We start from the raw sequence: 17,882 nt of genomic DNA, 5'->3' as shown, positions 1-17,882 counted from the left end.
GCCGGGTGACGAGGCGACGGACACCCATCACCGGACCGGTCACGGCGAAAGGGCCCAGCCTGGCGGTATTTCGCAGCCTGGCGGTGCTGCTCAGCCTGGCGGTGCTGCTCAGCCTGGCGGTGCCGCTCAGCGGCTGCGCCGGTGGACAGACGAAAGGTGCGCAGGTGAAATGGGTCAGCGCCGGCCACCTGCCGTCGGCTTCCGCCGGTGGGTCGCCCACGGCGGGTAGCGCGTCGGCGACGCCTGGCTCGCCGACGCCGTCGGCGAGCCGCGACGCGGCCGCCTCCTGTGGGCAGTGGGGCTGCGACCAGCAGCGCCGCTTCGATGCCGCCACCGCCCTGGTCAAGAGCAAGCCGGGGTACCTGGGAATCATCGTCCGGGACCGGCAGACCGGCGCCGTATGGCGGGCGGGCACCACCGACCACGTCATGTGGACCAGCTCCACGATCAAGCTGGCGATCGCGACCAGCGTGCTGGAGCGCGCCCGCGCCGGCGAGGTGACCGTCGATTCCACGGCCCGTCAGCAGATCGCGGCCATGTTCAGCACGTCGGACAACGACGCGGCCGACGCGCTGTGGAAGCGCTACGGCAAAGACACGATGGTGCCCCGCTTCCAACAGGTGTACGGCATGACGGGCCTGACCTTCGTGCCCGGCTTCCCCCGGTACTGGGGGTTCATGAAATGTTCGGCCGAGGATCTGCAGCGGCTGATGTCGTACGTGCTGGAGAAGCTCAACGCGACCGACCGGGACTACATCATGAACGCGATGCGCCACGTCGGCACGATCCAGCAGTGGGGTGTGTGGGCGGCCGGGCCGGCGCAGCAGCCGGGCACCAAGGACGGCTGGTCGATCGAGTCGGACCCGGGCGGAAAACACTGGTGTACCAGTACGGTGGGCTTCGCCGGGCCGAACGCCCGGTACGTGGTGGCGGTGATGTACCACCTGCCACCGGGCAGCGGCACGATCGACGCCGGGGTGCAGGCGGTCAGCGACACGGTGGCGACGGTGTTCGGCGCGCCGACGCCGGCGCCGGTCACGGTGCCGGACCCGAGTACCGGCCTGTGACAGCTCAGCCGGTATCCGCGCCGGCCATGAACTCACGTGCCCCTCGAAGTCGCGCGCGCAGCGGCGCCACCGCCCGGTCCGTGCTCACGCACCCTGTCGATGGAGCCGCTTCGCTCACAGGTCAGGCCGGATGCGCTCCGGGCGCGGCAGAGATCGGGTCCCGGTAGGCGGCGACCGCCTGGCGGGTCTCCTCGGCGACCAGGTCGGCATTGATCGCGGCCGCCGCGGTAGCGCCCGCCGCCGCGGCGGTACCGACCTGGGCCGCCAGATCGGTGACGTTGCCCGCGACCCAAACCCCGGGCACGTCGGTTCGGCCGGTCGGGTCGGCGGGGATGTGCTCGCCCACCCCGGCCGGATGTTCCGCCGGCCGCAGCCCGAGCGCCGACAGGAAGTCGGCGCGCGCCGCCATCCGTGACGACACCGCCAACACCTCGCAGCCGACCACCGTGCCGTCGCTCAGTCGTACTCCCGTGAGCCGGTCCTCCACGATTTCCAGCGACGCCACCTCACCGTCCACCACGCTGATGCCACGGGCAGCCAACTGCTCCGCCTCCTCGTCGGTCGGCGGCGGCGCGGTGTGGGAGAAAAACGTGACGTCGGCGCTCCACTGCCGAAACAGCAATGCCTGATGCACCGCCAACGGTCCGCTTGCCAGCACACCGATGGCCCGGTCACGAACCTCCCAGCCATGACAGTACGGGCAGTGCACCACGTCCCGGCCCCAGCGATCGCGCAGCCCCGGTACGTCCGGCAGCTCGTCGACCAGCCCGGTGGCCACCAGCAGCCGCCGCGCACGGACCGTCCGGCCGTCGACCAGCGTCACCGCGAACCGGTCGTCATCGCGGGCCACGGCGCCCACCTCACCGGGCACAATGCGACCGCCGTAGCCACGGACCTCCGCCCGGCCGCGCTCCAGCAAGTCGGTCGGCCGCATCCCGTCGCGGGCCAGGAGCCCGTGCACGCCCGCAGCGGGGGCGTTGCGCGGCGCGCCCGCGTCGATCACCACCACCGACCGCCGCGCCCGCGCCAACATCAACGCCCCGCTCAACCCCGCAGCGCCGCCACCGACCACCACCACGTCATAGCTGTCCCTGCGATAGCCGTCCCTGCCGTGCCCGTCCCTGCCGTACCCGTCCCTGCCATAGCCGTCCCGCAGCCGCTCGGTCATCGTGACCACCTCCACGACGACCATGCAGGCCCGGCAGCCGCTGCTGCAAACTACGTTGCTGATCTGGCAAACTGGTGACATGGACAGCGACCTCGACCGGGTGCTCGGTGTGGTCGGACCCCGGCTACGCGCGCTGCGCCGGCAACGCGACACCACGCTGGCCGACCTGTCGGCAGCGACCGGCATCTCGGTGAGCACCCTGTCCCGGCTGGAGTCCGGCGCCCGCCGGCCGACCCTCGAGCTACTGCTCCCCTTGGCCAGAGCTCACGGCGTCACGCTCGACGAACTCGTCGGCGCCCCACCCACCGGAGATCCACGCATCCACCTGCGCCCGGTCACCCGTCACGGCATGACGATGGTGCCCCTGACCCGGCGCTCCGGCGGCATTCAGGCGTACAAGCTCGTGATCCCGGCCAGCAGTCACCGGAGAGAGCCCGCCCCGCAGACCCACGAGGGCTACGAATGGCTCTACGTCCTCAACGGACGGCTGCGGCTCGTCCTCGGTGAACACGATCTGGTGCTCTCACCAGGCGAAGCGGCCGAGTTCAACACCCGGGTACCGCACTGGTTCGGCGCCGCCGACGCCGCCCCGGTCGAGTTTCTCAGCCTGTTCGGCGCGCAGGGCGAACGCGCGCACCTCCGCGCCCGCCCGAAGACGGAACAGCCGGTCGAACGACCAGGCGGGTAGTCGCGCCGGCCGTGTGTCGTTGATAGGACTCTTTGTCGTTGATACGCCCCTTCGGACCGCGGTCACGCTCAGGTTGCGCGGAAGCCGGCGAACGTCGCGACGACGATCTCACGCAGTTCGCCGAGGCGAACCAGTCGGGCCACGGCGGCGTAGCTCGCCGCGCCGGCCAGGGCCGCCGCGGCGAGGATGACCGACGAGCCGGCCCATCCGGTTCCGACGTGTGGTGCGGTGACGTGCGCGACCGTGGCGGCAACGCCCACCGCCACGATGACCGCGACCGTCATCCGCGTGTAGCTGCGGGCCACGCGACGACCGTCGAGTCGCCCCATGCGGCGGCGTAGCAGCAGCCCTGCGGCGACCAGGCCGCAGGCGTAGGCCAGCGCGTACGCGGCAGGCAGGCCGACGACGAGGTCATGACCGGCGAGCAACCTGCGGGCGGCGAGGCAACCACCGATCCCGACGACGCTGACGAAGGTGGTGACCAACGCTGGTGTCCTGGTGTCCTGAAGGGCGTAGAACCCACGGAGCAGGATCATGTAGCCGGTGAACGGCAGCAGCAGGAGTCCGAAGGCTGCCACCGTCGCACCGAGCAGGCTGACGGCCATGGGATCGCTGTGTCCGTGGGCGAACAACAGAACGGCGAGGTACGGACCAAGCGCCACCATCGCTGCCGCGACGGGGACGAGGACCGCGCCGGTCAGCCGTAAGCTGCGGGACAGACCGTCGATGAGCTGCGGGTAGTCGCGGTGGGCCGCATGACGGCTCAGCCGGGGCAGAATCGCGGTCATCAACGACAACGCCACGACCGCGTACGGCAACTGGAACAACGTGTACGCGTATTGGAAGACACTGACCGCACCCGCGCCGGCGGTGGAGGCGATCCTGTTGGCGACCGTGGACAGTAGCTGCGCCGCAGCCACCGACAGCAGCACCCAGCCACCGAGGCGGCCGATACGTCGCACGCCGATGCCACGCGGGTCCAATCGCAGCCGTAGCGGGAACCCACTGCGCGCCAGAGCCCGTACGACGAGCGCCATCTGCGCGATCACTCCGCTGGTGGTCCCGACGGCGAGCAACAGCACCTCGGCCGGGGTCAGTGCGGGAACACTTGTGGCACCGCCGACGGCCAGGTAGGTCGACCCGACCGCGATGACGACCACGTTGTTGACCAGCGGCGCCCACGTCGGCGCGGCGAACCGACCGCGGATATTGAGCACAGCACCGGCTGCGGCGCTCAGACCGTAGAACAGGATCTGCGGTAGGAAGTACCGGCTGAACACGACGGCCAGCTGACGCTGATCCGGGGTGAATCCGGGCGCGCACAGATCCACGAGGTACGGCGCCAGCAGCACCGAGAGTACGGTCACGAAGCCGAGGCCATAGGCCAGCAACGACAGCAGCCGTTGGGCGTAGCCGACACCGCCGTCGTGATCGGTCAGTGCGGCTCGGGTCAACAACGGCACGACGACGCCCGCCATGGCCCCACCGGCGACCAGGTCATACACCGTGTTCGGCAGCGTGTTCGCCACGTTGTAGCTGTCCAGCAACCGGCTGCCGAAGCCGAGCGCGGCGGCAAGCACCAGTACGCGTACGAAGCCGGTCACCCGTGAGGCCGCGGTCGCCGTCGCCATGCCCCAGCCAGCACGTCCGACCGATGGTCCGTCCGCCACCCCGACATTCCTAGCGCACGCGCGCCACCTCACACCCTTCTCGCCGAAGAGCCCCACCTCTGACGACTGGCATCACCAGCGAACGACATAGAACGTGCGTGCTACTCCGCGGCTTTCTGTGGGTGGTTCTGATGTCGGTTCTTGTTGGATCTGATCCGTTCCTGATCCTGCTCAGTGATTCTGATCCAGCTGGCCGGTAGCGTCTCTTGACGGTTATAGCTACATGAGTAGAGTTATCGCTCGTGCAGCGTAACCGGCGCCCATCGCCACAGACTGTCAACGTCCTGCGGGCGCTGGCCGCCGACCCGGCCCGGTGGCGTTACGGCTACGACCTGGCCACCGAGGTGCACCTCAAATCGGGTTCGCTCTACCCGATCCTGGTCCGGCTGGCCGACCGTGGCCTGCTGGAGACCTCGTGGGAGCCGGGCGTCGGCAGCCGGCCGCCCCGGCATCTGTACCGCCTGACCGGCGCCGGGCGCGAGTTCGTGGCCGCCCTGACCGCCGCGCGCCGCGACCGCAGCGCCGCCCACCCCCACCGCCGCTTGAGTGAGGCGTAATGCCGTTCTTCATCGTGTTCCTGGTGACGCCGATCGCGGTGGCGGTCGCGTTGTACCGCCGCAACCCGCGCCGGTTCCTGGACGGCCCGACCGAGGACGCGCCGCTGCGACTGCTGCGCTGGGCGGTCAGCCTGCTATCTCCCCAGCGGGCCGAGTGGGGTCACGCCATGCTCGGCGAACTCGGCCACCTGGACGGACGGCGGCGGCGGATGCGCTTCGCGCTCGGCTGTGCCGGCGCCGCGCTGATCCTGCCGCCCTGGGGCCGCGCCGCCGTCGGCCTCTGGGCCGCGATCGGGATCACCGCGGCCAGCTTCACCATCTACGCCGGCCTGACCGTCCACTATCAGCTCGGCGTCGGTGGCTGGATCTCACTCGCGGTCGTCCTGATCATCTGCGGCGGTTACCTGCTCGGTGCCAGCGCGTTGCTGCGCCGGCCCGGTATCGCGCTGCCCGGCCTGCTCGGCGGTGTATTCGCCACCATGGTTGGGCTGAGCATGGCCGGGTTCACCGCACTCGACCAGGTCACCTTCATCCCGAGTCCCTGGCAGCAGTGGGTACGGGTGATCGCGGTACCCGCCGCGATCGGCGCCGCCGGCACCCTGTGGCGCCGTGACCCGGCCGCGGGGCGCCGCGTCGCCCGCCTGGCCGCCCTCAGCGCCGGGCTGCTGCAACTGCTGTACGGCACCGTCGCGGTCGCCATCCTCGGCAGCGGCGGGCCACCCGATGCGGCCGGCGGCGGCACGGTGGGCGGCACGGTCAATGAGCGCCTCGGCAACAACTTCCTCGACCTCCTGGTCGGGACCCTGATCATCGCAATGGTCGGCTGGGCCGCCGCCGCCCTCGCCGGCTACCTGCTGCGCCGCACGCCCACACCGGCCGCCCCACTGGCCACCGACCCGGTCCAGGAGGTGTGAACCCCATGACCACACCGGACCCGACAAACCAGCCGACACCGGCACCCCGCCGACGCCGAGCCGTACGCCTCACCCTGCTGATCCTCATCATCGCAGTCCTGACCGCGCTCGCCGCCAGCCTCCAACTGCGCGGCCGCTAAGCCACTACCGTCGGGGTCAGTTTCGATAGGAGAGCCCGCTCTCGACGTTCTCATCGCATCTGATCCAGCCGAGGTCAGCGGCCAGCGTGGGCGTTGCCGTCGGCTGGTCGACCACCTGCGCATCGACCACCTTTGCACCGACTACCTGTTCATCGACGCCGCGCACAGCGCCCGGTTCGCGCGCTGGTACCTCGACAATCTCTTTCCGCGCGTGCCCGCCGGCACCCCGGTGAGCGTGCACGACGTCTTCCACCGCCGCCGGCCGCTGCCGTTCACCGAAGGCGCCGTGATCCTGCGCTGGCTGGCCGCGCGCGGCGTCGGGTACTTCACGGCGGCACCCGCACGGGCTCCCGAAGTGTTCCGGCAGCTCGGCGAGATCAAGCGGGAGCTCGGGATGGGCGAGCCGGTGCGTACCGCCCGCGACAACCCGATGATCTTCTTCGAGATGCCGGGGATAGGGTGTGGGACCCGTCCTCAGGCTGTCGCGTCAGAAACCCTGGCGCCGGTGGTCGCGAGGATGACCGAGGTGACGAGTTCCGGGTCGTCATGCATCGGCACGTGCCCGCAGCCCCAGAGGTCGACGTGCCGCGCCTCGGGCAGCAGCCGGCGGGCCAGCGCGGACTGCCGGTACGGCAGGATGCGGTCCCTGGTGCCCCAGGCGACGGTGACCGGCGCTGTCGGCGCTCCCTGGAACCGGTACCGCAGGCCGGCCCGGGCGACCGCTTCGAACGCGCGGCCGTTGCGCAGCGCGAGGGAGTCCGCGAGCGCGGCTTCGGCGCTGATGCCCCGGGGCCGCGCGAGCAGCATGCCGAACGACACGGCCCGCAGCGCCTCGACTGCCAGCATCCGGCGGATCACCGGCTCCGGCAGATGTGCCGCGTACCGGTGGGCGCGCAGGACGTTGACCGCCCAGCGGAGCTGGCGCGGCGTACAGAAGCCGGCCGGCGACAACGCGGTGGCCGACGCGACGTGCCCGCCGGCGGCGAGTTCGAGGGCGATCGCACCGCCGAGGCTGTTGCCGGCCACGTGCGGGCGGTCGAGCCCGAGGTCGGCGAAGAAGGTGCGGAGGTCGCCGACGATGCGGGGCATGTCGTGGGGGCGGCCGGGCGCCGGCATCGGCGACCGGCCGAACCCGGGCAGGTCGACGGCGATCACGTCGTGCGCCTCCGCCAGCCGGTCGAAGACCGGAAGCCAGGCCCGCCAGTGGTGGCCGATACCGTGCAGCAGGACCAGCGGATCCCCGGCTCCGCGCCGCTCGTACGCGAGGTCGATGCTCACGCTCCGCTCCCCTCCTCGGCGGCTGTCGGCGTCGGGGTGTTCGCGCCGAACGCCCGGCCGAGTTTGCGTACCTGCTCCTCCATCCGCGGCACGGAGTAGCGTGCGGCGCGACCGATGATGGCGTCGGCGAGCGGACCGGTCGCGAGGGTGCGCAGCGCCTGCACCGCCGCCACCGCGCGCGGCACGTAGATGCGACGGCGCCGGTGTTCGATGCCGTCGACGAACGCGTTCGCACACGCCTCCACCGAGGTGAAGGAGTTGAGCGGCCATGGCAGTTTGCGCAGTGATTCGCGGAACTCGGGCAGGTCGTCCGCGGCGTCGCGAACCAGATCGGTGTCGATCCAGGACGGATGGGCGGTGCCGACCCCGACGCCGCGGTGCGCGAGCTCGAGCCGGATGGCGTTGCCGAACTGCTCGACACCGGCTTTGGACGCGCAGTAGGCCGCCATGCCGGGCAGCATCGTGAAGGCCGCCGCCGACGACACCAGCAGGAAGTACCCGCGGCGGGCGATGACGTGCTCGACCGTGGCGCCGACGGTGCGCATCACGCCGATGAGGTTCACGTCGATCGTCCGGATCAGCGGCTCGATGCCGCCGACCGCGATGGTGCCCCGGTTGGCTACGCCCGCGTTGGCGACCACGACGTCGATCCCACCGAACGCCTCGACGGTGCCGCGCACCGCCCGGTCGAGGCTCGCCTGGTCGGTGACGTCGCACTCGAACCACACGTGCCGCGGTCCGCCCGCGCTGTTGGGGGAAACATCGCCGGGAGAGGCGCCGTTGGGGGAGGCGCCTTCGAGGAAGGCACTGTCGAGGGAGGCGCTGTCGGAGGAGGCACCACCGGGAGAGGCGGCGTTGAGGTCGGCGGCCACGGCCGCGAGGCGTTCGGGCTCGAGCCCGACAAGCGCCACTCGGGCACCCCGGGCGGCGGCGAGGCGGGCGGTGTGCTCACCGATGCCCCGCGCCGCGCCGGTGATCAGTACGGCCTTGCCGGCCAACGACTGGTTCACCGGTCCTCCCCCACGCTCTTCGGTTGCACGCTCTTCGGTTGCACGGTCTGAGTCCGCCTAGTCGGCACTACCCGGTACGCACCGGGATCGAACCGGCGCGTACGCATCCAGTACGGCCAGGTGTAACCAGGCCACAGCGTCGAATTGCGCCCGGTCCGGTCGAGGTACCAGCTGTTGCAGCCACCGGCGGTCCACACGGTGCCCTTCATCCGCCGGTCGACGTCCGCCACGAACGCCTCCTGGGCGTACGGGGTCGGCTCGAGCGCGTCGGTGCGGGTGCGGTCCATGTACCGCAGCATGCTCAGCAGGTACGTGATCTGACACTCGATCATGAACACGACCGAGGTGTGCCCGAGGGCGGTGTTCGGCCCCAGCAGCATGAACAGGTTGGGGAAGCCCACCACCGAGGTGCCCTGGTAGGCCCGCATGCTGCCCTGCCACACCTCGTCGAGCGTGCGCCCGTCCCGCCCGCTGGTGTACGTGGCCATGGGCGGATCGGTGGCGTGGAAACCCGTACCGAAGATGATGGTGTCGACCTCGTGCAGGACGCCGTCGGCGGTGACGATCCCGTTCGGCCGCACCTCGCTGATCCGATCGGTGACCACCTCGACGTTGTCGCGCGTGAGCGCCGGGTAGTAGTCGTTGGACAGCAGGACCCGCTTGCAGCCGAGCGTGTAGCGCGGGGTGAGCTTCGCACGCAGGCCCGCGTCGGCGACCTGCCGGTGCAGGTGGGCGCGGGCGACCCGCTGCGCCACCCGCATGACGGCCGGGTGGAGGAAGCCGGTCCCCATGACCGTCTCGCGCGCCCAGTAGATCCCCGCGCGTACCGTCCACTGCGCCGGCGGGAACACCCGGAACACGCGCTTCTCCAGTTCGGTGATCGCACGGTCGCCCCTGGGCAGCACCCACGGCGGAGTGCGCTGGAACAGGTCCAGGTGCGCCACTTTCGGCGCTATCTCCGGTACGAACTGGATGGCGGAGGCCCCGGTGCCGATCACCGCGACCCGGCGCCCGGTCAGGTCGTGGCCGTGGTTCCACCGTGCGGAGTGGAACATCTCGCCGGTGAAGGTGGAGAGCCCCGGCAGGTCGGGCAGGGACGGCTCGGCGAGCGGGCCGCCGGCCGCCACCAGGAAGTCCGCGCTGTACGGGCCCTGCGAGGTGTCGATCAGCCAGCGCCCGGACGCGTCGTCCCACGCCACGCGCAGCACCTCGTGGCGCAGGCGGAGGTTGGCGGCGACGCCGTACCGGACCACGCAGCCACGCAGGTACTGCCAGATCTCCGGCTGGCCCGAGAAGCTGCGCGACCAGTCGGGGTTGGGCGCGAACGAGAAGGAGTACATGTGCGACGGCACGTCGCAGGCGCAGCCGGGGTACGTGTTGTCGCGCCAGGTACCGCCGACGTCGTCACCACGGTCGAACACGACGACGTCGTCATAGCCGTGCTGCTTGAGGCGGACCGCCGCGCCGATGCCACCGAAGCCCGCGCCGACGACAGCCACCCGATGGTGTGCCCGCTCATTGAAGGTCACGGTTGCGCTCCCACCGAGTGATCGCGAACGCGCTCGTGGTACGGGTCAGTACCACCGCCGTCCGGAAAGTTACCACCGAGTAGATGCGCGCGGAAGCCCCCGGCACGCAGCGCCGGACCCCATGCGCCGGTCCGGCGTGGCGGACGGCGACCCGCTCGACAGGGACCCGTACCCTTGTCCGGTGCGCAACCGACCCCGAACCCGCCGCGTCGCCACCGTCCTGACCGGCGCGCTGCTCGGCCTCACCGTCGTCGCCGGCTGCGGCTCCGACGGCGGCGACACGAACTGCGCCCTGGACGGCTGCACCGTCACCCTCAAAGAGGGCGTGAACGCGAGCACCAAGGTGCTCGGGGTCGAGGCCAAGCTCGTCGCCACCGATGGGGACAAGGTCACGGTCGAGGTCGCCGGCCAGCGGCTTTCGCTCACCGTCGGCCAGCCCGCCGTCGATGCCGGCGCTGTGGCGGTCTCGTTGGACAGCGTGACCGACAGCCAGGTCGTCATCCGGGTCAAGCGCAGCTAGCCCGCCGCGCACCTGCGCGGTCAGCCGAGCCCGGGCAACGTGTCGGGCACGTCGTAGACCGGCCAGCCGTCCGCGCCCCGCCGCATGGTCGGATGGAGCCGGTGCTCCTCCCTGCGGCCGGCGTCGAGGAGGTGCACCACCGTCGCACCGCGAACGGTCAGCGCGTCCGCGACCAGCATCCGGTGGCAGTTGCGCCAGTATGTCTCGGCGCACATGATGGCCAGCCGCTCTTCGGGGGCCCGCGCGACGAGCGCGTCGACGGCGTCCCGAAACCCGGCGGTGTCCATGTGGTCGGCGTAGCCGGCGAACGAGGCGCTGTGCAGCGCCGGGTGCCGGGAGTCCGGCCGCCGCGACCGGCGCCCGCCCAACGCCTCGCCCTGCCACTCGTACCCGATGCCGTGCTCGCGCAACGCACGGGCGAGCGCGTCACGGCCGAACTGCGGATGCTTGCGCGAGCCCGGGTATCGCCGGATGTCGACCACGACGGCGACCTCGGCGGAGCGCAGTACGGCGAGGAACGCGTCGATCGGCCGCGCGCCGTGGCCGACGGTGAAAATCACACCTGTCAGCGTACGGAGCCGACGGTAGGAATCGCCGGTCGGCAGCGACACGGCGCGCCCGGCCCGACGATGCCGACAGAAACGATGTCGACAGAGACGACATCGATACATTCGATGGGCGGATCGGGTTAGCAGCGGGGCCGCATGGGAAGTACCGGCCGACGTGTGCACAGACACTCCCGATCACGGCTTCGACCGTCCATGTAGGCCGGTCACCCGCCGCAAGCTGCTGAAGGCCGCTACCGCTGCCGTTGGAATCGCCACGATGGCCGGCTGCGCCGACCATCCTGCGGCCACGTGGGTGAACCCGGCGACCAACCCGTCAGGATCGCCATCTGCCACGACCATCGCCGGTGGCGAGATCGCCAAGGAACTGACGCACGGCCCGCGCGACAAGCCCGCGGTCGCCCTGACCTTCCACGGCGATGGCGACGAGGCCCAGGTACGCGCCCTGCTCGACGAGCTCGAACAAGGCGGCGCCAAGGTCACCGTCCTTGCTGTCGGGCGGTGGCTGGAGGCGCAGCCCGCCATGGCCAAGCGGATTCTCGACGGTGGTCACGAGCTGGGCAACCATACCCAGAACCACCTCGACATCGCGACCATGAGCCCGTCGGACGCGCTGGCCGAGATCAGCGCCTGCGCCGCGGTGCTGCAGCGGCTGACCGGCTCGATCGGCAAGTGGTTCCGTCCGTCGCAGACCCGGCACGCCACCGACATGATCCTGGCCCAGGCCGCGCAGGCCGGCTACCCGGTCTGTCTGTCGTACGACGTCGACTCACTGGACTTCGCCGATCCGGACCCGTCGACGGTGTTGCGGGCCGTGACCGACACCATCGGCAACGGCTCGATCGTCAGCATGCACTTCGGCCACGCCGCGACGATCGCCGCGATGCCGGAACTGCTGAACCGGCTACGCGACAAGGGGCTACGCGCTGTCACGATGTCAGACCTGGTGTCCTGATGGAGCCGGCGCGGATGGAGCCGGCGCGGGTGGAGCCGGCGCGGATGGAGCCGGCGCAGCCACGGCGGGTGAAATGGCGCCGGACGGGCCGCGTCCACGCCGCCGCCGTCACCATGACCGCGCTTGCCAAGTCCGTGCTCGCCCTGTCCGTGCTCGCCACGGCCGCCTGTTCGCCGGCGGGTGGTGGCGCTCACCGGCCGGAGGTGCGTGCGCAGCACAGGACCGCTGTGGCCGGCCGCCCATCCGTCCGCCCGACCCCCGCCGCGGCGAACCTGCTGCCCGGCATGCCGCCACCACTGCGTGCGGACGACCTGTACGCCGCCGATCGTCCCGGCGCACTGTCGGCGAAGGTGCGGAACCACCTGTACCGGGTGTACGTGCCCAACAACAAGGCCGACACCCTGTCGGTGATCGATCCGACGACGTACAAGGTGATCAAAACCGTGCCGGTACCGCACAGCCCCGAGCACGTGGTGCCGTCCTGGGACCTGAGCACCCTGCTGATAAACAGTGACACCGTCCCCGGGTACGCGCTGACCCCGATCGACCCGGTCACCGGTGAGGTCGGCACGCCGATCCCGGTCGACGACCCCTACAACCTGTACTTCACCCCGGACGGCAAGTACGCGGTCGTCATGGCCGAACTGATGCGGCAGGTCGTCTTCGTCGACCCGAAGACGTTCCAGAAGCGCGACACGCTGAACGTCGACTGCGAGGGCGTCAACCATGCCGACTTCTCCGCCGATGGACGGTACTTCATCGCAAGCTGCGAGTTCTCCGGCGACCTGCTGAAGATAGACACGGTCACCCACCGGCTCATCGGCAAGCTCCACCTGCCCCAGCCCGACTCCATGCCGCAGGATGTCAAGATCTCCCCCGACGGCCGGACGTGGTACGTCGCGGACATGCACGCGGGCGGGGTGTGGGTGCTCAACGGCGACGCGTTCACGACCCCGACCCTCCTGCCGACCGGCGCGGGCGCCCACGGCCTGTACGTCAGCCGCGACTCCAAGCGCCTGTACATCAGCAACCGGGGCGAAGGCTCGGTGTCACTGCTGGACTTCGCCACCGGTGCACTCGTGGGAAAGTGGCAGATCCCCGGCGGCGGCAGCCCGGACATGGGTGGCCTGTCCCCCGACGGCAAGGTGCTGTGGCTGTCCGGCCGCTACCACGGCGAGGTCTACGCGATCGACACCACCGACGGGCACCTCATCGCCCGGATCCCCACCGGCGCCGGGCCGCACGGCCTGTGCGTCTGGCCGCAGCCCGGACGGTACTCGCTCGGGCACACCGGCATCCTGCGCTGACCCCGACCGCGATCAATTCCCGTACTGTGGCGGGGATCGATCGCACGGGAGGGACCGGCCATGGGCAGATACGCGGCGCTGCTGCGCGGGGTGAACGTCGGGGGCAACGGCAAGCTCGCCATGGGCGACCTTCGGCGGGTGCTGGAATCCCTCGGGTACACCGACGTCTCCACCTACCTGCAGAGCGGCAACGCGCTCCTCACCAGTGAGGACGACGACCAGGATCGGATCGCCGGGCGGATCCGCGAGGCGCTGCGGCGCGAGCTGGATCTCGATCGGGGCGTGATCGTCCGTACCGGGGCCGAGCTCGCCGCCGTCATCGGCGGCAACCCGTTCCCCGCGGCGGTGACACAGCCGAAGCTGCTGCACGTGGCCTTCCTGTCGGAGCAACCCGAACCGGAGCGGGCCGCCGCGATCGAACCCGACATCTGCCCGCCGGACGAGTTCGGCATCGGTGATCGCGCCGTCTACCTGCGGTACGCGGTCAGCCCCGGGCGCAGCCGGCTGGCCGAGCTGGTGATGCGGGAGCTCCTGCGCGGACGTCCCGAGGTGGTCGCGACGGCGCGCAACTGGAACACCGTGGAGGCGCTGCGCGCGATGGCCGATGGGGTGTGACGGGCGACCGGCCGTGACGGACGCGCGCCGCCCTGCCCGGGCGCCTGCCGATCGCTACCGGCGCCTGCCGATCGCTACCGGCGCAGGTCGGTCACTCCCGGCGCAGGTCGATCACATGAGCGAGCAGGTCGTCACCGTCGTCGGCCGGACGCCCCGCTGATCCACGGCGCGCGCGGGGCGCGCGACGCGCCGGCTTGTCGCGGGACGCCTTGTCGCGGGACGCCTTGCCCCAGGACGTGTCGCCGCGGGACGTGTTGCCGCGATCCGGCCGGCTCATGATGATCGCCCGCGCCGGGCAGGCCTTCACCGCCCGGTCCACGACCTCGGCGTACTCGCCGGGCGCCGACGGGCGGTAGTCGAGGCGGCTGTCGCCGCGCAGCCGGAAGACCTCTGGGGCCTCCTGCTCGCAGAAGCCGAACCGGGCGCACTTGCCGGGGTTGACCTGCACCCGGACCGGTGGCCCGGCGACCCGCGACCCGGTCCGGCCACGTTCGTCGTCGGTTCCGTCGTAGGCACCGTCGTAGGCGCCACCGCTCGCCGCCCTGTCGGTGCGCCTACGGACGGCCAGGACGAGCCAGCCGACCACCGTGCTGAGCCACAGCCCGATGACCGGAATCTTCACCGCCAGCGGCCCGACGTCGGAGCCCGACAACAGGACGTGGGCGGCGAGCAGCGTGAACGACACGTACGCCAGGGAGTGCAGCTTGCGCCAGCGCCGGTCGCCGAGCCTGCGCTGCAGCGGCACCGAGATGAGCAGCGCGGTCATGATCTCGACCGCGACGACCCCGACGCCGATGCCGACCGGGTCGTGCCCGTTGACGAACGGGACGAACTCGTCGATCAGGTGGACCGTGCCGACCGGGTTGGCCAGCTGGGCGAAGGCGTGCCCCCAGCCCAGCGTCATCGCGATGAGCGCCAGCGTCATGTGGGTGGCGTAGACGTTGGCGTACTTGAACCGCGTCATCGTCCAGCCACGGCCGAGGAGCATGCCCCACATGACCGTCGCCCACAGCAGCAGGTAGGACAGGAATCCCACGCTCGCCGCGACCAGATGAACGCTTTGTGCGGCGCTACGCACCCCCATCGCCTCCTGCCGACGCGCTTCCCGCTTGCGCACCGAAAGCTAGCGCACGGCTCGGTGTGGGGAAACTCGCGTACGGCTGTCCGTTCAGCGCGGCGGCGAGGGTACGGGCGACCGCCGCGTTGACCGATGGCGACACCCCCTGGCCCACGTAGTCGTTGGGGTTGTCCGGATCGGCGGCGGTCGCCGCGGCGGCCACCTGCGGGGTGAAGCCGACGAAGGTCTCCGTGGCGTTGTTTTCGGAGCTGCCGGTCTTGCCGGCGACCGGCCGGCCGCCGAGGATCGCGTTGACGTTGGTGGCCGTGCCGCCGTCGCACCTGCCGTACGCCGACTGCTGCCCGACCGGGCACCGGGCGGCGTCGGTCGCCGCGGTCGCCACCTCCGCGTTCACCGCCCGGTGGCAGCTCGGGTCCGCGGCGGGAACGTTGTTGCCGGACGCGTCGGTGATCTTCAGGACGGGCAGCGGGGCGCAGTACATGCCGCCCGCGGCGACGGTCGCGTACGCGTCGGCGAGGTCCAGCGGGGTGGTCTGCGCCACGCCGAGCGTGAACGATCCCCAGGACGCGGCGTTCGCGGCCAGCGCCGCGTCGCTCGACGCGCGGAACGTGATACCCAGGCGCTGCGCCATGGCGACCGCCGCCTGCGGGCCGATCTGCTCCTCAAGCCACACGAAGTACGTGTTGACCGAGCGCCCGAACCCGTTCCACATGGTTCGGGGGCCGTCCATCCACGACGGGCTCTCGTTGATCGGACACCACTTGCCGCCGCAGCTGCCGGGGCCGCTGGCCGGCCAGCGCGTCACCAGGGGAGACGGCGAGTCGAAGGTGGTGTTCAGCGGCCGGCCCTGCGACAGCGCCGCCAGCATCGTGAACATTTTGAACGTCGAGCCGGCCTGGTAGCCGTTCACCCCGCCGCCGCCGGCGATAAGCTGGTTGACGGTGTTCGGGTAGGTGCCTCCGCCGGGGTTGGCGGCGAGGCTGTAGTGCCGGTTGACGGCCATCGCCAGGACCCGGCCGGTGCCGGGCTGGACCACGGCCATCGGGAGCGCACGGCGGCTGTCGTACCCGTAGACCGACAGCGACTGTCGCAGCGCCACCGCCTGGATGTTCGGATCGAGCGAGGTGACGATGGTGTACCCGCCCTGCTTGAGCGCCTGTTCGCGGTCGGTGACCGTCGCGCCGAACTGCGGCTGGGTGTCCCACCAGCGGCGCAGGTAGTCACAGAAGAAGCCCCAGTCGTTGTGGTCGCTCGGCACCGAGGTGCAGTCGTCGGGCTGCTGTTGCGGGTGCAGCGTCAGCGGCGTGGCCTTGGCCGCCGCGGCCTGCGCGGCGGTGATGACCTTCATCTTGGCCATCGAGTCGAGCACGTACGAACGGCGCGACAGCGCCGCGTTCTTGTCACCGCTGACCGGGTTGTACGCGTCCGGCGACTGGACCAGGCCGGCCAGCAGCGCCGCCTCGGGGAGGGTCAGCTCGCTCGCCGGCTTGCTGAAGTACGTCTGGGCGGCCGCGTCGACGCCGTACGCCCCGTCGCCGAAGTAGGCGATGTTCAGGTACCGGTCGAGGATCTCCTTCTTGGACAGCCTCTTTTCCAGGGTCGCCGCGTACCGGATCTCCTGGATCTTGCGGCCTGGCGTGTCGACGGTGGCCTGCGCCCGCTGCTCCGGCGTCAGCGAGGGGTCGTTCTTGAGCACATTCCGCACGTACTGCATGGTCAACGTCGAGGCGCCCTGCGCGGTCTGGCCGCTCGCGGTGTCCTTGACGAACGCCCGCAGCAGGCTGCGGACGTCGACGCCGCCGTGCTGGTAGAAGCGGGTGTCCTCGGCCGCGACGATGGCCTGCTGCATGACGGGCGCGATGTCGGACAGGCCGACGTCGCGGCGGTTCTGGTCGTAGAAGGTGGTGATCAGGGTCTTGCCGTCGGAGGCGTAGACGTAGGAGGTCTGCTCGTCCGGGGGTGTCTGCAGGTCGCTGGGCAGATCGACGTACCAGCTCGCGGCGCTGTTGACGATCATCCCGGCGAAGGCCGCGGTGGGGAACGCCGCCGCCGCCAGCACTGCCCCACTCAGCACGCCACACAGAAGCAACGTCAAGATCGGCCTAGTACGCACCCATTCACTTTCGCCGGTCGAGGCTCCTCGCCCAATGGCTCGGACCACAGCGACGCACGATTCCCAGCGCCTTCCCAGCACATCTCCAGCTTCGATTGACATCAGTCCGGATAAAAAGGATTAATTGCATCATTTACATCGGTACCGGCGTCGCAGGGTGCGGACAGGGTAAGGGCGAGCACATGGAGACGTGGGATGCGATCAGGTCACGGCACAACGTACGGGACTTCACCGACCAGCCGATACCGCCCGAGGACCTCGACCAGGTGCTGGAGGCCGGCCGGCGGGCACCGTCGGCACAGAACTGGCAACCCTGGGACTTCGTCGTCGTCACCGACCGGGACCGGCTCACCGAACTCGCCACGGTCTGGCAGGGCGCCGGGCACGTGGCGCGCTCGGCGGCCACGATCGCCCTCGTCGCCCCAGTTCCGGCGAACGAACGACAGCGCGACCACGTCCAGTACGACCTGGGCCAGGCGACGATGAGCATGATGATCGCGGCCGCCGACCTGGGTATCGGCACCGGCCACTCCGCCGTCGGCGACCAGGCGCGCGCCCGTGAGCTCCTCGGGTTCCCCGACGACCGGTTCTGCGCCTACCTCATCGCCGCCGGCTACCCGGCCGACCAGCCGCTGCGGCCGGTCGAGCGGCTGAACCGCCGGCCGTTCGACGAGGTGGTGCACCGCGGCCACTGGTAGCACGGAAAG

The 17,882-nt window shown here is 70.8% G+C and carries 19 protein-coding genes; 10 read left to right on the top strand and 9 right to left on the bottom strand.

The genetic code is table 11. The features are described 5' to 3' along the window. Positions 1-5 precede the first annotated feature (5 nt). Positions 6-1,067 carry a serine hydrolase gene (locus HC031_RS34495; RefSeq protein ID WP_167927461.1) on the top strand — a complete coding sequence of 354 codons (1,062 nt, stop codon included), beginning with the start codon at positions 6-8 and terminating at the stop codon, positions 1,065-1,067. Positions 1,068-1,188: 121 nt separating this feature from the next. Here the strand turns inward: HC031_RS34495 and HC031_RS22990 are convergent, their stop codons facing one another. Then, positions 1,189-2,316 carry an NAD(P)/FAD-dependent oxidoreductase gene (locus tag HC031_RS22990; protein ID WP_240942835.1) on the bottom strand — a complete coding sequence of 376 codons (1,128 nt, stop codon included), beginning with the start codon at positions 2,314-2,316 and terminating at the stop codon, positions 1,189-1,191. On the opposite strand from HC031_RS22990, the gene HC031_RS22985 reads away from it, so the two are divergent. Then, positions 2,315-2,923, top strand: a complete 609-nt coding sequence (locus HC031_RS22985) for a helix-turn-helix domain-containing protein (RefSeq protein WP_167927460.1) — start codon at positions 2,315-2,317, stop codon at positions 2,921-2,923. The two genes, HC031_RS22990 and HC031_RS22985, sit on opposite strands and share 2 nt — an antisense overlap. Before the next feature lie 68 nt (positions 2,924-2,991). Here HC031_RS22985 and murJ read toward each other — a convergent pair whose 3' ends face one another. Continuing rightward, positions 2,992-4,554 (bottom strand): murein biosynthesis integral membrane protein MurJ, encoded by a 1,563-nt coding sequence (gene murJ / locus HC031_RS22980; RefSeq protein WP_167927459.1) that lies wholly within the window; start codon positions 4,552-4,554, stop codon positions 2,992-2,994. Between the two features lie 281 nt (positions 4,555-4,835). Between murJ and HC031_RS22975 the strand changes: the two genes are divergently transcribed. The 3 genes from HC031_RS22975 to HC031_RS34030 are packed head-to-tail and all read left to right on the top strand — an operon-like array spanning position 4,836 to position 6,204. After that, positions 4,836-5,150, top strand: a complete 315-nt coding sequence (locus tag HC031_RS22975; RefSeq protein WP_167927458.1) for a helix-turn-helix transcriptional regulator — start codon at positions 4,836-4,838, stop codon at positions 5,148-5,150. Then, a complete protein-coding gene (locus HC031_RS22970) occupies positions 5,150-6,064 on the top strand; it encodes a hypothetical protein (RefSeq protein WP_167927457.1) in 915 nt (304 codons plus the stop codon). Before HC031_RS22975 ends, HC031_RS22970 begins: the two co-directional genes overlap by 1 nt. Positions 6,065-6,069: 5 nt before the next feature. Continuing rightward, on the top strand, positions 6,070-6,204 hold the full coding sequence (locus HC031_RS34030; RefSeq protein ID WP_277349774.1) for a hypothetical protein: 135 nt from the start codon (positions 6,070-6,072) through the stop codon (positions 6,202-6,204). Positions 6,205-6,220: 16 nt separating this feature from the next. Here HC031_RS34030 and HC031_RS22965 read toward each other — a convergent pair whose 3' ends face one another. The 4 genes from HC031_RS22965 to HC031_RS22950 all read right to left on the bottom strand — a co-directional run bounded on the left by HC031_RS22965 (position 6,221) and on the right by HC031_RS22950 (position 10,021). Then, positions 6,221-6,457 carry a hypothetical protein gene (locus HC031_RS22965; RefSeq protein ID WP_167927456.1) on the bottom strand — a complete coding sequence of 79 codons (237 nt, stop codon included), beginning with the start codon at positions 6,455-6,457 and terminating at the stop codon, positions 6,221-6,223. Positions 6,458-6,678: 221 nt separating this feature from the next. Further along, on the bottom strand, positions 6,679-7,482 hold the full coding sequence (locus tag HC031_RS22960) for an alpha/beta fold hydrolase (protein WP_338090785.1): 804 nt from the start codon (positions 7,480-7,482) through the stop codon (positions 6,679-6,681). After that, positions 7,479-8,492: a short-chain dehydrogenase/reductase gene (locus tag HC031_RS22955; protein WP_167927455.1), complete on the bottom strand. Its 1,014-nt coding sequence runs from the start codon at positions 8,490-8,492 to the stop codon at positions 7,479-7,481. Before HC031_RS22955 ends, HC031_RS22960 begins: the two co-directional genes overlap by 4 nt. Then, entirely contained in the window at positions 8,489-10,021 is a 1,533-nt protein-coding gene (locus tag HC031_RS22950) for an NAD(P)-binding domain-containing protein (RefSeq protein WP_167927454.1), read from the bottom strand. The genes HC031_RS22955 and HC031_RS22950 overlap by 4 nt, the downstream gene beginning before the upstream one ends. Positions 10,022-10,202: 181 nt before the next feature. On the opposite strand from HC031_RS22950, the gene HC031_RS22945 reads away from it, so the two are divergent. After that, positions 10,203-10,541: a hypothetical protein gene (locus HC031_RS22945; RefSeq protein ID WP_167927453.1), complete on the top strand. Its 339-nt coding sequence runs from the start codon at positions 10,203-10,205 to the stop codon at positions 10,539-10,541. Positions 10,542-10,561: 20 nt separating this feature from the next. Here the strand turns inward: HC031_RS22945 and HC031_RS22940 are convergent, their stop codons facing one another. Then, complete coding sequence (locus HC031_RS22940; RefSeq protein ID WP_338090784.1) at positions 10,562-11,101, bottom strand: DUF488 domain-containing protein; 540 nt, start codon at positions 11,099-11,101, stop codon at positions 10,562-10,564. Positions 11,102-11,264: 163 nt separating this feature from the next. Between HC031_RS22940 and HC031_RS22935 the strand changes: the two genes are divergently transcribed. Genes HC031_RS22935 through HC031_RS22925 form a run of 3 tightly spaced genes read left to right on the top strand, consistent with a single transcriptional unit; the run spans position 11,265 to position 13,984 of the window. Further along, the gene (locus tag HC031_RS22935; RefSeq protein WP_338090783.1) at positions 11,265-12,062 is read left to right on the top strand and encodes a polysaccharide deacetylase family protein; all 798 of its coding nucleotides are present in this window, start codon (positions 11,265-11,267) and stop codon (positions 12,060-12,062) included. Continuing rightward, the gene (locus HC031_RS22930) at positions 12,062-13,369 is read left to right on the top strand and encodes a YncE family protein (protein ID WP_240942834.1); all 1,308 of its coding nucleotides are present in this window, start codon (positions 12,062-12,064) and stop codon (positions 13,367-13,369) included. Before HC031_RS22935 ends, HC031_RS22930 begins: the two co-directional genes overlap by 1 nt. 60 nt (positions 13,370-13,429) lie before the next feature. After that, complete coding sequence (locus HC031_RS22925) at positions 13,430-13,984, top strand: DUF1697 domain-containing protein (protein WP_167927452.1); 555 nt, start codon at positions 13,430-13,432, stop codon at positions 13,982-13,984. A gap of 91 nt (positions 13,985-14,075) precedes the next feature. On the opposite strand, the gene HC031_RS22920 is transcribed toward HC031_RS22925, so the two are convergent. Further along, entirely contained in the window at positions 14,076-15,068 is a 993-nt protein-coding gene (locus HC031_RS22920) for a ferredoxin (RefSeq protein WP_167927451.1), read from the bottom strand. Beyond that, positions 15,055-17,160 carry a transglycosylase domain-containing protein gene (locus tag HC031_RS22915; protein WP_338090789.1) on the bottom strand — a complete coding sequence of 702 codons (2,106 nt, stop codon included), beginning with the start codon at positions 17,158-17,160 and terminating at the stop codon, positions 15,055-15,057. The genes HC031_RS22920 and HC031_RS22915 overlap by 14 nt, the downstream gene beginning before the upstream one ends. 197 nt (positions 17,161-17,357) lie before the next feature. Here HC031_RS22915 and HC031_RS22910 point away from each other — a divergent pair, with 197 nt between their 5' ends. Then, entirely contained in the window at positions 17,358-17,873 is a 516-nt protein-coding gene (locus HC031_RS22910) for a nitroreductase family protein (protein ID WP_167927449.1), read from the top strand. Positions 17,874-17,882 lie beyond the last annotated feature (9 nt).

Origin of the sequence: Planosporangium thailandense (genome assembly GCF_011947195.1) — a bacterium.
Classification (GTDB): domain Bacteria; phylum Actinomycetota; class Actinomycetes; order Mycobacteriales; family Micromonosporaceae; genus Planosporangium; species Planosporangium thailandense.
The sequence above is the reverse complement of the archived record's forward strand: the minus strand, read 5'-3'. Positions and strand labels throughout refer to the sequence as shown.

Coding starts and splice junctions, on each gene's coding strand:
- HC031_RS22970 (WP_167927457.1), top strand. CDS start 5,150: ATGCCGTTCTTCATCGTGTTCCTGGTGACGCCGATCGCGGTGGCGGTC.
- HC031_RS34030 (WP_277349774.1), top strand. CDS start 6,070: ATGACCACACCGGACCCGACAAACCAGCCGACACCGGCACCCCGCCGA.
- HC031_RS22985 (WP_167927460.1), top strand. CDS start 2,315: ATGGACAGCGACCTCGACCGGGTGCTCGGTGTGGTCGGACCCCGGCTA.
- HC031_RS22990 (WP_240942835.1), bottom strand. CDS start 2,316: ATGTCACCAGTTTGCCAGATCAGCAACGTAGTTTGCAGCAGCGGCTGC.
- HC031_RS22920 (WP_167927451.1), bottom strand. CDS start 15,068: ATGGGGGTGCGTAGCGCCGCACAAAGCGTTCATCTGGTCGCGGCGAGC.
- HC031_RS22910 (WP_167927449.1), top strand. CDS start 17,358: ATGGAGACGTGGGATGCGATCAGGTCACGGCACAACGTACGGGACTTC.
- murJ (WP_167927459.1), bottom strand. CDS start 4,554: ATGGCGACGGCGACCGCGGCCTCACGGGTGACCGGCTTCGTACGCGTA.
- HC031_RS22925 (WP_167927452.1), top strand. CDS start 13,430: ATGGGCAGATACGCGGCGCTGCTGCGCGGGGTGAACGTCGGGGGCAAC.
- HC031_RS22930 (WP_240942834.1), top strand. CDS start 12,062: ATGGAGCCGGCGCGGATGGAGCCGGCGCGGGTGGAGCCGGCGCGGATG.